The following is a 13,335-nucleotide window of genomic DNA, read 5'->3' on the forward strand; positions in this document are numbered from 1 at the left end:
GGCCGTGTCTGCGGGTGACTCAGGAGCGCGGCGCGGCGCCCCGCTCCCGCAGCATGTCCGCCATCAGGGTCAGCTCGGACTGCTGGGCCTCGACCATCCCCTGGGCGAGGTCGCGCTCCACGCCCGGCTCGCAGAGCTTCACACAGCCCTGGGCCATGGCGACACCGCCCTTGTGGTGGTCGGTCATGAGCTGCAGGAAGAGGATCTCGGCCTGCCTGCCCTCCGCCTTGCGCAGCTGCTCCAGCTCGGCCGGCGTGGCCATGCCCGGCATCAGCGCGCCCTCCTTGGCGGCGACACCGCCGTGGCCGCCGTGCCCGCCGTACCCGTGCCCGCCGGAGGCCTGCCCGTGTCCCGCGTGACCGCCCTCGCCGGCCTCGGCGTCGCCGCCCCCGGCCATCCAGGCCATCGGCTCGGCGGCCGGGTACACCTTCGGCAGCCCCCACAGGTCGAGCCAGCCGAGCATCATGCCGCGCTGGTTGGCCTGGGTGTTCGCGATGTCGTACGCGAGGCGGCGCACCGCCTCGTCCTGCGTGCGGTCGCGGACGATGAAGGACATCTCCACCGCCTGCTGGTGGTGCACCGACATGTCCCGCGCGAATCCCGCGTCGGCCGAGGTGACGGCCGGGACGCGGTCCTCCGCGGACCCGTCGCCCGCGGTCGCGACGGTCGCCGCACCCGCGAAGAGCAGGGCCCCGACGACCGCCGTCACGGCGGCCCACTGCGCCCGCTTCACTGGGCGGCCATTCCGCCCGTGCACGCGGCACCCGGCTCCGGCGTCTGCGGGCCCTGGACGTACTTGGCGAGGAACTGGTCCACCCGGGCGTCGTCCGCGCCGTCGACCGAGACCTGCTTGCCCCAGGCGCTCAGCATGATCGCGCCCGCCTGGCCGTCCACCGGGCTCATCAGCGTGTACGGGGTCTTCTTGACCTTCTTGGCGAGCTTCTCGACGTCACCCTTGGCGGCCTTGGCGTTGTACGTGATCCAGACGGCCCCGTGCTCCAGCGAGTGGACGGCGTTCACGTCCGGGATCGCGGTCGTGTAGACGTCGCCGTTGCAGTTCATCCAGACGGGGTTGTGGTCGCCGCCGACCGGGGGCTTCATCGGGTACGACACGGCCTTGGTGACGTGGTTGCGGCCCAGCTTCTTCACGTCCCAGCTCTGCTCGGCCGTCACCGGCTTCTTGACGAGGTCCTCCTTGGCCTGGACCTCGTCGGCCTTCTTGTTGAGGACGTACGCGCCGAAGCCGCCGACGCCGCCCAGGACGAGGACGGAGACGGTGATCGCGATGATCTTGTTGCGGCGGTCGCGGGCCTGCTCGGCGCGCCGCATCTCGGCTATGCGGGCCTGGCGGGAGGGGTTGGAGGTCTTGCTGCCCATGGCTGGTCCTTCTCGTATGTGGGGGTTGGCGGGGTGAGCGGGAGAAACGGTCCGCCTCAGGTCCGCAGCACTTGAAGGACGTGGAGGTCGGGGGCGCGCGCCGACGGCTCCGGAGGCAGCCGCCGGCCGGCCGGGAGGTCCGGGCCGGCCGGCGGCGGCACCACCGCGGGGAGCGCGGCCGCGGGCGGGGGCGCGGTGAGGACACCCGGGGTCAGGTGCGAGAAGGGCGAGCAGCCCGGCAGGTCGTACGGGCAGACGTACGCGGCGCGGTGCGCCTCGGCGGCGTGACGCGCGACGGCGCCGCCGGGGTCCCGTACCGGGCCGGACGACCCCGTGCCCGTACACAGGAAGAGGGCCGCCAGCAGGGTGCCCAGGGCGCACAGCAGCGCGACGTGGCGCCTGGTGCGCCCGTGTCGGATGTGCTGCCCGCCCCCCATGGCCGCAGATGGTAGTGGGCGGGGCGGCACCGCCGTCAGTGCGGGGTGTCACAGGTACCGGGGGGCCCGTAATGTGGCCGAAACCGCGGCTGGCGATACTGGGGCGGCCCCCCGATGCCCGGCTGGTGGTGCACAGGCCCTCTGAACTGCGAGGATGAAGGCATGGACAAGCAGCAGGAATTCGTCCTCCGGACGCTCGAGGAGCGCGACATCCGCTTCGTGCGCCTGTGGTTCACCGACGTGCTCGGCTTCCTGAAGTCGGTCGCCGTGGCGCCCGCCGAACTGGAGCAGGCCTTCGACGAGGGCATCGGCTTCGACGGCTCCGCGATCGAGGGCTTCGCCCGTGTCTACGAGTCGGACATGATCGCCAAGCCGGACCCGGGGACCTTCCAGATACTGCCGTGGCGCGCCGAGGCACCGGGCACCGCCCGGATGTTCTGCGACATCCTGATGCCCGACGGGTCCCCGTCCTTCGCGGACCCGCGCTTCGTCCTGAAGCGGATCCTGGCCAAGACCTCCGACCTGGGCTTCACCTTCTACACCCATCCCGAGATCGAGTTCTTCCTGCTGAAGGACAAGCCGCTGGACGGCTCCCGTCCGGTCCCGGCGGACAACTCCGGCTACTTCGACCACACCCCGCAGAACGTGGGCATGGACTTCCGCCGCCAGGCCATCACCATGCTGGAGTCCATGGGCATCTCGGTGGAGTTCAGCCACCACGAGGGCGCCCCGGGCCAGCAGGAGATCGACCTCCGGTACGCCGACGCCCTCTCCACGGCGGACAACATCATGACGTTCCGCCTGGTCATGAAGCAGGTGGCCCTGGAGCAGGGCGTCCAGGCCACCTTCATGCCGAAGCCGTTCTCGGAGTACCCCGGCTCGGGCATGCACACCCACCTCTCCCTCTTCGAGGGCGACCGCAACGCGTTCTACGAGTCCGGCTCCGAGTACCAGCTCTCGAAGGTGGGCCGCTCCTTCATCGCGGGCCTCCTCCGGCACGCGGGCGAGACCTCGGCGGTCACGAACCAGTGGGTCAACTCGTACAAGCGCATCTGGGGCGGCTCCTCGCGCAGCGCCGGCGCGGGCGGCGAGGCCCCCTCGTACATCTGCTGGGGCCACAACAACCGCTCGGCCCTGATCCGCGTCCCGATGTACAAGCCGGGCAAGATGGGCTCCTCCCGCATCGAGGTCCGCTCGATCGACTCGGGCGCCAACCCGTACCTCACGTACGCGGTCCTGCTGGCGGCGGGCCTGAAGGGCATCGAGGAGGGCTACGAACTCCCGGCCGGCGCCGACGACGACGTCTGGGCCCTCTCGGACTCGGAACGCCGCGCGATGGGCATCGAACCCCTCCCGCAGAACCTGGGCGAGGCCATCGCCCTGATGGAGCGCAGCGAACTGGTCGCCGAAACCCTCGGCGAGCACGTCTTCGACTTCTTCCTGCGCAACAAGAAGCAGGAGTGGGAGGAATACCGCTCGGAGGTCACCGCCTTCGAACTCCGCAAGAACCTCCCGGTCCTGTAACCGCAGGTCAGCGGCGGTTCTCGACGCGCACGTCACTCCGGGCCGGTGGTCGTCGACCACCGGCCCGGAGCCGTGTGCAGGCCCCTCGGGCCGACCGTGGGCCGTCCGGCCGCGGAGCGGCCGGGTCCCGCCCGTGCGGTGGCGGCTGCGTCCAACGTACGACGAGCACCTGCACGCCCGGGTGCGGGGCGACGCCGGGCCGGTCTGACGGTCCGCGGCGGCCGGTCGGCCGGCCGGTGCTCACGCCCCGTAGAAGAGTTCCTCCACCACCGCGCGGGCGCGGCGGGTCGTGCGGCGGTAGTCGTCGATCATTTCGCCGGCGCCGCCCTCGCCGTAGCCCAGGTAGCGGCCCACCGCGCCCAGTTCGCGGGCGTCCGAGGGGAAGGTGTCGCCCGCGCGGCCGCGGACCAGCATCACGGCGTTCCGGACGCGGGTGGCCAGGACCCAGGCCTCGTCCAGGATCTGCGCCTCCTCGGTCGGGATGAGGCCCGCGGCGTGGGCGGCGGCCAGGCCCTCGCGGGTGCGGGTGGTGCGCAGGCCGGGCTCCGCCCAGCCGTGCCGCATCTGGAGGAGCTGTACGGTCCACTCGACGTCGCTCAGGCCGCCCCGGCCCAGCTTCGTGTGCAGGGTCGGGTCGGCGCCGCGCGGCAGCCGCTCCGACTCCATGCGGGCCTTCAGGCGGCGGATCTCGCGGACCTCGTCCTCGTGCAGCCCCTCCACCGGGTACCGCAGCGGGTCGATCAGGTCGATGAAGCGCCGGCCCAGGTCCGGGTCGCCGGCCACCGGCTCGGCCCGCAGCAGCGCCTGGCTCTCCCACACCAGCGACCAGCGGCGGTAGTAGGCCGCGTACGAGCCGAGGGTGCGGACCAGGGGGCCGCTGCGGCCCTCCGGGCGCAGGTCCGCGTCGATCAGCAGCGGCGGGTCGGCGGTGGGCAGCTGGAGCAGCCGGCGCATCTCGGCGATGACGGCCTGCGCCGCCTTGGCCGCCTCCTGTTCGTCGACGCCCTCGCGCGGCTCGTGGACGAAGAGCACGTCCGCGTCGGAGCCGTAGCCGAGTTCGTGGCCGCCGAAGCGGCCCATGCCGATGACGGCGAAGCGGGTGGGGAGTTCGTCGCCCCACTGGTCGCGGACGGCGGCGCGCAGGGCGCCCGCCAGGGTGACCGCGGTCAGGTCGGAGACCGCGCTGCCGACCCGGTCGACCAGCGTGCCGTGGTCCTCCTCCACCGGGTTTTCCTCGGTGCCGTACGAGTCGATGATGTCCGCCGCGGCGGTACGGAACAGCTCGCGCCGCCGCACCCCGCGCACCACCGTGATCGCCGTCTCCGCGTCGTCGGCCCGTCCGACCGCCGCCAGCACCTCCTGCTCCAGCGCCTCGCGTTCGCGCGGCCGCAGCCCCTCCTCGTCGCCGAGCAGCGCCACCGCCTCCGGGGCGCGCAGCAGCAGGTCGGGAGCGAGCCGGCCGGCGGAGAGTACGCGGGCCAGGTTCTCGGCGGCGGCGCCCTCGTCCCGCAGCAGCCGCAGGTACCAGGGCGTCTTGCCGAGCGCGTCGGAGACCTTGCGGAAGCCCAGCAGGCCGGCGTCCGGGTCGGCGGAGTCGGCGAACCAGCCCAGCAGCACCGGCAGCAGGGTCCGCTGGATCGCGGCCTTCCGGGTGACGCCCGAAGCGAGCGCCTCCAGATGGCGCAGGGCCGCGGCAGGGTCGGCGTACCCCAGGGCCTCCAGCCGCTGCCCCGCGGCCCGCGGCGACAGCCGGATCTCACCCGGCGCCAGCTGGGCCACAGCGTCGAGCAGCGGCCGGTAGAAGAGCTTCTCGTGCAGCCGCCGCACCACCGAGGCGTGCCTCCGCCAGGCCTTGTTCAGCTCGGCCACCGGCTCCGTGCGCAGCCCCAGCGACCGCCCCAGGCGCCGCAGGTCGTTCTCGTCCTCCGGCACCAGGTGCGTGCGCCGCAGCCGGTACAGCTGGATGCGGTGCTCCATGGCGCGCAGGAAGCGGTACGCGTCCCCCAGCTGCGCGGCGTCGGTGCGGCCGACGTACCCGCCGGCGGCCAGCGCGTGCAGGGCGTCGAGGGTGGTGCCTGAGTGCAGGGTGGCGTCGCTGCGCCCGTGCACCAACTGCAGCAGCTGGACGGCGAACTCGACGTCCCGCAGCCCGCCGGGACCGAGCTTCAGCTCCCGGTCCACCTCGGAGGCCGGGATGTTGTCGACCACCCGGCGGCGCATCTTCTGCACGTCCGCGACGAAGTTCTCCCGCTCCGACGCCTGCCACACCAGCGGAGTTATGGCCGAGACGTACTCCTCGCCCAGTTCCTCGTCGCCCGCGACGGCCCGCGCCTTCAGCAGCGCCTGGAACTCCCAGGTCTTGGCCCACCGCTGGTAGTACGCCAGGTGCGAGGACAGGGTGCGCACCAGAGGTCCGTTGCGCCCCTCGGGCCGCAGGTTCGCGTCCACCGGCCAGATCGTGCCCTCGACGGTGGTCTCGGAGCAGATCCGCATCAGGTGCGAGGCCAGCCGGGTCGCCGCCTGCAGTGCGGCCGCCTCGTCGGTCCCGCTCGCCCCCTTGGCCGCCTCCCCGACGAAGATCACGTCCACGTCGGAGACGTAGTTCAGCTCGTGGCCCCCGCACTTGCCCATCGCGATGACCGCGAGCCGGCACTCCGCGGCGTCCTGCGGCGCCGCCATCGTGGCGATCCGCAGCGCCGCGCGCAGCGTCGCCGTCGCCAGGTCCGCCAGCTCCGCCGCGGTCTGCGCCACGTCCGTCGTGCCGCACACGTCCCGCGCGGCGATGGACAGCAGGCACCGCCGGTACGCGACCCGCAGCGCGACCGGATCGTGCGCGTCCGCCAGCCCCGCCTCGAACTCCGGCAGCCCCGGGTGCAGATCGGCCGCCTCGTACGTGACCAGGGCCTGCCAGTCCAGGGGATGGCGGGCCAGGTGGTCGGCCAGCGCCTCCGAGGCGCCGAGCACCCCGAGCAGCCGGTCGCGCAGCGGCTTCGCCGTGGTCAGCGTGGACAGCAGGGCGCTCCTGCCCTCCGGATCCTGGGCCTCCGTGAGGCGCACCAGACCGCGTAGGGCAAGATCGGGGTCGGCGACCGCTCCCAGTGCGTCGAGCAGCACCGGATCGGTGCGTACGGGGGCCAGCTCCCGGGTGTCCAACAGACGCTCGGCGGCCGAGGGGTCGGTGAAACCGTGTCGCAGCAGCCGTGTGAACGTACTGCTCCTGCGTCCGGGGACCGTCATCCCGTCGCCTCCGCTTCCCTGCCGTCCGCTCCGGCCTGCCCAGCCGGGTCCGGGTCACGAGCCTAGCCGGACCGGATCGCCCGAGCCCCGACCGACCTCACAACCTGATGAACCCGCGCCGCCCGATGAACCAAATCCCTTCGTTTTCCCTCTGTCTGACTGCTATGAGGTGTCCGCGTTCCGCGGCACCGGCCCCGCACGATCCCGAGGCGTGACCCGATGCCCCCTGCCCGCCGCATCCGTTTCGCTGCCCTTTTCACCGTGGTTGCCGCCAGCGCGTCCGCCGCGGTGGCCGTCGTGTCCGGAGGACGGGTCACGGCCCTGGACACCCCGCAGCCCGCCGCGGCCCCGACCCGTACCGTCGGCGGCTCCGTGCTGCAGATCGTCGCCCACCCCGACGACGACCTCTTCTTCATGAACCCGGACCTGAGCCGCTCGCTCACCTCCGGGCACGCCCTCACCACCGCCTACCTCACCTCCGGCGAGTCCGACGGCATCAACGCGGCCCGCGGCCCGCACTTCAAGGACCCGCGCCCGGCCGCCGACCGCGGCCGCTACGCCGAGGCCCGGCAGAACGGCATACGCGCGGCCTACGCCCAGATGGCCACCGGCGACCGCACCAGCCCCTGGAAGCGCTCCGCCATCGAGACGGCCGGCGGCGGCCACGCCGAGATAGACGTCCTGGTGTCCCGGCCCCAGATCAGCCTGGTCTGGCTGCAGCTGGGGGAGGCCCGTACCGTCAGCGGTTACCGGCCGGACAGCCTGCGCGGCCTGTGGGAGGGCCGGATACCGCGCCTGGAGTCCCAGCTCGCCTCGGGCAGCCCGGTCACGACCCCCTTCGCGTACACCAAGGACGAGGTCGTCGCCACCATCACCGGCGTGCTGGAGCGCTTCAGGCCCACGACGATACGGATGCAGGACCCCACCCCCGGACGGCACGCCCGCAGCGGCAAGTTCACGGACCATCAGGACCACATGTACGGCGCCCGGTTCGTGCAGGCCGCGGCGGCGCGGTACGAGCGGTTCCCGAACCGCCCGCACTACTCGGTGCAGAACTACCTCGGCTACCTCAACAGTGCCCTGCCCCACTCCCTCGACCCGGCCACCGCCAACGCCAAGCTGCGCACCCTCAAGACGTACGCGTGGATGGACAAGGAGAACTACTGCGGGAGCCCGGCCGGCTGCGGCGACCGCAAGGTGGCCGCCCGCCCCACCGGCGCCAACTGGGTGCAGAGCCAGCGCTACACGCGCGGCGAGGGCACGTCCTGGCTGGTGGAGGACGCGCAGGGCGGGCTCTACGCCTTCGCCGTGCTCGACGGCCGGATGGCGGTCTGGCACCGCACCGGCCCCCGGGGCCGCTGGACCGGGCCCGAGCTGCTGCCCGGTCCCGGTATGGACCCGGGCGCGTCGGCCGTACGGATGCCCGACGGCCGCGTCGCGGTCTTCGGCACCCGCACCACCCTCGGGCAGCGGGCCGCCGACTACCGCCGGGACGTGGTGTTCGCCGTACAGGACCTGCCCGGGGGCCCCTTCGGCTCCTGGCAGTCCCTGGCCACCCCGGAGACCGCGGACGCCCCCGGCACCTCCGCGATCAGCGGTCCCGCCCCGGTGGTCCTCGACGGCAGCGGACGCCTCGCGGTGTACGTACGGGACGCGCGCCGCACGCTGCGGGTGCGCGAGCAGCTGCCCCAGGGCGGCTGGACCCCCTGGCTCCGGCTCGGCGGCACCGACCTGATGGGCGAGCCGGTGGTGACGAAGGACGCGTCGGGCCGCCGGTACGTGACGGCCACCACTCCGCGCACGGTGCTCGCCTGGTACCAGCAGGTCCCCGGCGGCCGGCTGACGGGCCCCCACCCGACCGGCCTGCCGCCGACCACCCTCCCGCTCTCGGCGGCCCCCGAGGGCGATGGGATACGGCTCTTCTATCGCAAGCCCGACTCGGGCGCGGTCCGCACCGTGACCCTCGCGCCCGGGGCCGCGAGGGCGCTCGTCTCCCCGGTCCGCGAGGTCGGGGGCACCGCCGGGTACGGCGCGGTGAGCGCCGCGGGCGGACTGCTCACCGGGCGGGTCGCCGGCGGCACGGTCGGGGTCTCGCCGCTCACGGGGCCGCCCGCGTGGTCGGAGTCGGAGATGCTGTTCGCCGGGTCGCCGGCGAGCGTGGCGGAGAGCACCGGCCCGGCCACCACGGCCGTGCTGGGGCTCGACGCGAAGCTGCACTGGACGACGTACCCGCCGGGGAGCCTCCAGGGGGGCCGGCCCCAGCCGTGGCGCCCGGCGGTGACGGAGCCCCAGGACCGGCCCTAGGGAACGGGCTTCGGCCCCCACGGGCCCCCTTCGGACGCCACCGGCCTTCGGACGCCACCGAGCCCCCTTCGGCCCCCTTCGGGCACCTGGCGGCTGCGGCCCGGGCGGCTGTTACACATCCGCCGGGTACCCGTAACGGACATACGACGCCAACCATCACATCGCCGTGCTTATGATGCTAAAAATTGCCCGGTATGGAAGGTGACGTTCCGTTATGCCCCCGACGCATCGTCGCCGCACCCCACCCCGGACGATGCGCAAGGGCACCCTCGCCCTCCTCGCCGCGCTCTGCGTGGCGGCCGCCGGAACCGTCGCCTACGAGGCCGCCCCCGGCGGCACCGGCACCGCGGCGGCCGGCGACGACACCGCCGCCGGCACCCACTCCGGCACCAACGCCGGCCGCGGCTCCGTACTCCAGGTCGTCGCCCACCCCGACGACGACCTGTACTTCATGAACCCCGACCTCTCGCAGTCGATAGCCGCCGGCCACCCCCTCACCACCGTCTACCTCACCTCCGGCGAGAGCGACGGGGTCAACGCCGCCGGCGGCCGCGGCGCCCCCCGCCCCGCCGCCGACCGCGCCGCCTACGCCGAGGCCCGCCAGAACGGCATCCGCGCCGCCTACGCCCAGATGGCCACCGGCGACCGGACCTCCCGCTGGACCCGGTCGGCCGTCGCCACCCGCGGCGGCGGCCACGCGGAGCTCGACGTCCTCGACGCCGCGCCCTCGGTCCGCCTGGTCTGGCTCCAGATGCGCGAGGCGCGCGTGGTCAGCGCGGACCAGCCGCACAGCCTGCACGGCCTCTGGGACGGCCGGGTGCCGCGCCTGGAGTCGCAGCTCACCTCCGGGACCCCGGTCAGGACCCCCTTCGCCTACGACAGGGAGCAGGTCGTCCGGACCCTCACCGGCCTGCTGGAGACCTACCACCCGACCCTGGTCCGCACCCAGGACCCCACCCCCGGCCGGTACCGCGCCACCCGCAAGCCCACCGACCACCAGGACCACGTGTACGGGGCGCGGTTCCTGCAGGCCGCCCTCACCCGGTACGCCGCCGAGGACCGGCACCGCCCGCACTTCACCGTCCAGAACTACCTCGGGTACCAGAACAGCTCCTTCGCCACGGCCCTCGACCCCGAGAACGCCCGGCGGAAGCTGGCGGTGCTCGACGCGTACGCCTGGCTCGGCGGCCAGGACTGCGGCAGCCCGGCCGGCTGCGGCGACCTCAAGGTGTCCCGCAACCCCGGCGGCAACCACTGGAGCCAGGACATCCGCTACGCCCGCGGCAACAGCACCTCGTGGCTCGTCCCCGCACCCGGCGGCAGGCTGTCGGCCTTCTCCGTGCTCGACGGGCAGCTGGCGGTCTGGGAACGCCCCGGCCCCGCCGCCCCCTGGACCGGCCCCGCCCTGGTCCCCGGCACGGGCATGGACCAGGGCGTCTCCGCGCTCCGGCTGCCCGACGGCCGCATCGCGGTCACCGGCACCCGCACCGAGCCGGGCGCGAGCGGCACGGACTACCGGCGCGAGGTCGTCCTGGCCGTCCAGCGGACCCCGGGCGGCGCCTTCGGCCCGTGGCAGTCCCTGGGCACCCCCGAGCGGGACGACGCGACCTGGCTCTCCGACCTCGGCGCCCCCGCGCTCGCTGCCGACGGCACGGGCCGCCTCGCGGTGTACGTGCGCGACGGCGCCCAGACGCTACGCGGCCGCACCCGGCGGGCGGCCGGCGACTGGGGCCCCTGGGACCGGCTCGGCGGCACCGACCTGCACGGCAACCCGGCGGCCGCCACCGACGCCCGGGGCCGGCGCTACGTGTTCTCCAGCACCGGCCGGTCCGTCCTGGGCTGGGCGCAGCGCTCCGCCGGTGCCCCGCTCGGCCCGGCCACCGCCACCGGACTGCCCCCGACCACCATCCCGCTCACGGCGGTGCCGGACGGTGCGGGCGTACGGCTCTGGTTCCGCAAGCCGGACTCGGGCGACGTGCGCACCGCCCTCGCCGGACAGACCGCCGGCCTGCGGGTCTCCCCGTTCGCCGAGACCGGGGGACCGGGCGGCTACGGCGGGATCGCGGCCGCGGGACGGGTGCTGGCCGCCCGCTCCGCCGACGGCGGGCTCGGCACCGCAGGCGGGCCCGGGCGGGCCTGGGAGCGCGCCCGGGTGATGTTCGACGGCGCCCCCGCCGCTGCCCGTACCGACGACGGACGGACCACGCTGGCCGTCGTCGGCATCGACGGACGCCTGTACTGGAGCGCCACCGAGGGCTCACCGGACGCCGCGCTGTCCCCGTGGGCACCCGTGGGCCCCGCGGCCGGCTGACCCCGGACGGCCCCCGGGAGGTCACGAGAACGCCTCACCCGGGATGCGCGGCCCTGGGGCGCGCCCCAGGGTGGGCCCATGGGCATCGACGAATACGGCGGGGGCCAGGCACCCCACGCCGGCGTACTGGTCGTGACGACGAACGACGTCCCGGGGCACCGGGTGCAGCAGGTGATCGGCGAGGTCTTCGGCCTGACCGTGCGGTCGCGGCACCTCGGCAGCCAGATCGGGGCGGGCCTGAAGTCCATGCTCGGCGGCGAGCTGAAGGGCCTGACGAAGACGCTGGTGGAGACCCGCAACCAGGCCATGGAGCGACTGGTGGAGCAGGCGCAGGCACGCGGGGCCAACGCCGTCCTGGCCATGCGCTTCGACGTCACCGAGGCCGCCGACGTGGGCACCGAGGTATGCGCGTACGGCACGGCGGTGGTCCTGGCCCCGGCCTAGGGGGTGTTGCGAAAGTCCGCACGGCGCCCACGGCGCCCGGCACGCACTCTCGCCGCACCGGCCAAAGCCCCGAGTACGCCCAGTACGAGGGCCTTCGTCCGGCACGCCGAGAGCACGCACCGGACACCGCGGGCACCACACAGGACTTTCGCAACACCCCCTAGGCCGCCCGCCGGGCGTGCCCGTTGGGGGAACCCGGAATTCCTCTGTGGCTCCCCTTCCGGACCACGACAAGCGCGCGGGACCGGCGGAAACTCATGAGGCAAGGCGGGGCCCCACGGGCCCCTCGACCACCCACCTCATGAACAGGCACAGGCATGACCTCACCGCCTCCACCCTCCCCGGCGACCGAAACCGAAGTACTTGCGATCACCGAAGAGGGGGTGGTCCGGGCCGCTACTGCGAAGCAGCGAGCCGTCGAGCTGGGCAAGGCCGCAGTACTGATCCGGGAGATCGAGAAGTGGCAGCAGCAGGGGATTCCGGAGCTGGCCAACAGCAAGATCCCCTCGCTCCGGGAGGCCGCCGAGGCCTTCGATTCCATCGTCCGGGAAGAGAAGCGGAAGGTGATGGAGACCCGGCGGCAGGCCGAACAGCGCATCGCTGACGCCGACTCCCCGGCACCCGAACCGGACCGGCCGACTGGTGCGGAACCGGACGGGCAGCGCGCATTCGACGAGGAACTCTCCCGCCGGCTCTGGGAGGTGAGCGAGCTCCAGGCGCAGGAGGAGAACGCTCGGCAGCGGGTCGTGGCCGCCGCCGAGCAGGTCGTGCTGGTACAGGAGATCGTCGACACGGCGCAGTACATCCTGAAGTACTACGCCGAGCGCGACGGGGCGTCGGCGGTCGCCGAAGTCCTGTCGAAGGTGCACGGCACGGAGAAGATCCTGGACGCCGTCATCGCCATCGGGCCGAACCCTACCTCGAAGGGAATGCTGGTCCGGAAGGCGTGCCTGAAGGGCTATGCGACCGCAGGGGAGATCCGATCCCTGCTCTCCGGTGGATGGCTGGGGAAGTCCCCGGAGCTCCAGCACGAACTCACCCTCAAGCTGGCCGTGCTGGAGGAGAGCCTGGAACGGTTCAGGGCGTGCCAGGCCCTGATCGAATCGGGCTGCCTGAGGTCCACTGCCCTGCCCCTCGTCGAGCAGACCCTCCAGACCGTGCGGGAGGAGGTCATTCCCGCGGAATCCCGGTGGAACGAGCTGGTCAACGGAGCCAGGAGGACCGCAGCCGAGATCGAGCAGGATGTGAAGAAGCTGGTCGCCAAGGTGTCCGCAGGCGCTCCGCCCGAGCCGCCCGCCCGCGCGGAGGCGTTCGCGCTGGACCCTGACGAGAAGTACCTCCTGAAGACCCTGGCCGAGCACCTGCTGGAAGAGGAGCTCACCGACGACAAGTACAACTCCATGGTGCGGAGCGTGGGGCTTGACTCCCTCATGGTCGACGGATCAGGGCACAAGCGGGCACGCGTCGAGCTGGCCCTCGCCCAGGTGGGCATCACGGTCGGAGCCAACGTCGAACAGGTGGGCGCGGACATCGACAAGAAGCTCGCCGACGCCAAGGTCGCCCTGGCCGAGGTGCGCCGGCAGGCCGACACCGGGTTCTCGAACTTCGGGAAGATCCTCAAGGAGACGCTCGGCGATCTCGCTGACAAGGTGAGGGAGAAGAAGTAGGACGGCCGCCTGCCCACCGGCCCCGCGGCCTCTG

9 protein-coding genes are annotated in these 13,335 nt (G+C 73.4%); 5 read left to right on the forward strand and 4 right to left on the reverse strand.

Annotated features, from left to right (window positions below; genetic code table 11):
- Nucleotides 1-19: 19 nt before the first annotated feature.
- From ACIF6F_RS01150 to ACIF6F_RS01160, 3 genes are read right to left on the reverse strand one after another with little or no spacing between them, the layout of a single operon-like run.
- Nucleotides 20-733 carry a DUF305 domain-containing protein gene (locus tag ACIF6F_RS01150; RefSeq protein ID WP_399939436.1) on the reverse strand — a complete coding sequence of 238 codons (714 nt, stop codon included), beginning with the start codon at nucleotides 731-733 and terminating at the stop codon, nucleotides 20-22.
- On the reverse strand, nucleotides 730-1,377 hold the full coding sequence (locus ACIF6F_RS01155) for a DUF3105 domain-containing protein (RefSeq protein ID WP_399939439.1): 648 nt from the start codon (nucleotides 1,375-1,377) through the stop codon (nucleotides 730-732). The genes ACIF6F_RS01150 and ACIF6F_RS01155 overlap by 4 nt, the downstream gene beginning before the upstream one ends.
- Before the next feature lie 56 nt (nucleotides 1,378-1,433).
- The gene (locus tag ACIF6F_RS01160) at nucleotides 1,434-1,814 is read right to left on the reverse strand and encodes a hypothetical protein (protein WP_399939441.1); all 381 of its coding nucleotides are present in this window, start codon (nucleotides 1,812-1,814) and stop codon (nucleotides 1,434-1,436) included.
- Nucleotides 1,815-1,976: 162 nt separating this feature from the next.
- On the opposite strand from ACIF6F_RS01160, the gene ACIF6F_RS01165 reads away from it, so the two are divergent.
- Entirely contained in the window at nucleotides 1,977-3,338 is a 1,362-nt protein-coding gene (locus ACIF6F_RS01165; RefSeq protein ID WP_399939444.1) for a glutamine synthetase family protein, read from the forward strand.
- Between the two features lie 240 nt (nucleotides 3,339-3,578).
- On the opposite strand, the gene ACIF6F_RS01170 is transcribed toward ACIF6F_RS01165, so the two are convergent.
- Nucleotides 3,579-6,575, reverse strand: coding sequence for a bifunctional [glutamine synthetase] adenylyltransferase/[glutamine synthetase]-adenylyl-L-tyrosine phosphorylase (locus ACIF6F_RS01170; protein ID WP_399939447.1), 2,997 nt, complete (start codon nucleotides 6,573-6,575; stop codon nucleotides 3,579-3,581).
- A 261-nt stretch (nucleotides 6,576-6,836) separates the two neighbouring features.
- Here ACIF6F_RS01170 and ACIF6F_RS01175 point away from each other — a divergent pair, with 261 nt between their 5' ends.
- From ACIF6F_RS01175 to ACIF6F_RS01190, 4 genes are all read left to right on the forward strand, one after another.
- Nucleotides 6,837-8,879 carry a PIG-L family deacetylase gene (locus ACIF6F_RS01175; protein WP_399939450.1) on the forward strand — a complete coding sequence of 681 codons (2,043 nt, stop codon included), beginning with the start codon at nucleotides 6,837-6,839 and terminating at the stop codon, nucleotides 8,877-8,879.
- Nucleotides 8,880-9,093: 214 nt separating this feature from the next.
- Nucleotides 9,094-11,190: a PIG-L family deacetylase gene (locus ACIF6F_RS01180; RefSeq protein WP_399939452.1), complete on the forward strand. Its 2,097-nt coding sequence runs from the start codon at nucleotides 9,094-9,096 to the stop codon at nucleotides 11,188-11,190.
- A gap of 78 nt (nucleotides 11,191-11,268) precedes the next feature.
- Nucleotides 11,269-11,634, forward strand: coding sequence for a YbjQ family protein (locus ACIF6F_RS01185; protein ID WP_399939455.1), 366 nt, complete (start codon nucleotides 11,269-11,271; stop codon nucleotides 11,632-11,634).
- Nucleotides 11,635-12,017: 383 nt separating this feature from the next.
- Complete coding sequence (locus ACIF6F_RS01190; RefSeq protein ID WP_399939458.1) at nucleotides 12,018-13,301, forward strand: hypothetical protein; 1,284 nt, start codon at nucleotides 12,018-12,020, stop codon at nucleotides 13,299-13,301.
- Nucleotides 13,302-13,335: the final 34 nt, after the last annotated feature.

The organism is Streptomyces sp. NPDC086023 (assembly GCF_044540325.1).
Lineage (GTDB): Bacteria > Actinomycetota > Actinomycetes > Streptomycetales > Streptomycetaceae > Streptomyces.

Coding starts and splice junctions, on each gene's coding strand:
- ACIF6F_RS01180 (WP_399939452.1), top strand. CDS start 9,094: ATGCCCCCGACGCATCGTCGCCGCACCCCACCCCGGACGATGCGCAAG.
- ACIF6F_RS01155 (WP_399939439.1), bottom strand. CDS start 1,377: ATGGGCAGCAAGACCTCCAACCCCTCCCGCCAGGCCCGCATAGCCGAG.
- ACIF6F_RS01160 (WP_399939441.1), bottom strand. CDS start 1,814: ATGGGGGGCGGGCAGCACATCCGACACGGGCGCACCAGGCGCCACGTC.
- ACIF6F_RS01185 (WP_399939455.1), top strand. CDS start 11,269: ATGGGCATCGACGAATACGGCGGGGGCCAGGCACCCCACGCCGGCGTA.
- ACIF6F_RS01170 (WP_399939447.1), bottom strand. CDS start 6,575: ATGACGGTCCCCGGACGCAGGAGCAGTACGTTCACACGGCTGCTGCGA.
- ACIF6F_RS01165 (WP_399939444.1), top strand. CDS start 1,977: ATGGACAAGCAGCAGGAATTCGTCCTCCGGACGCTCGAGGAGCGCGAC.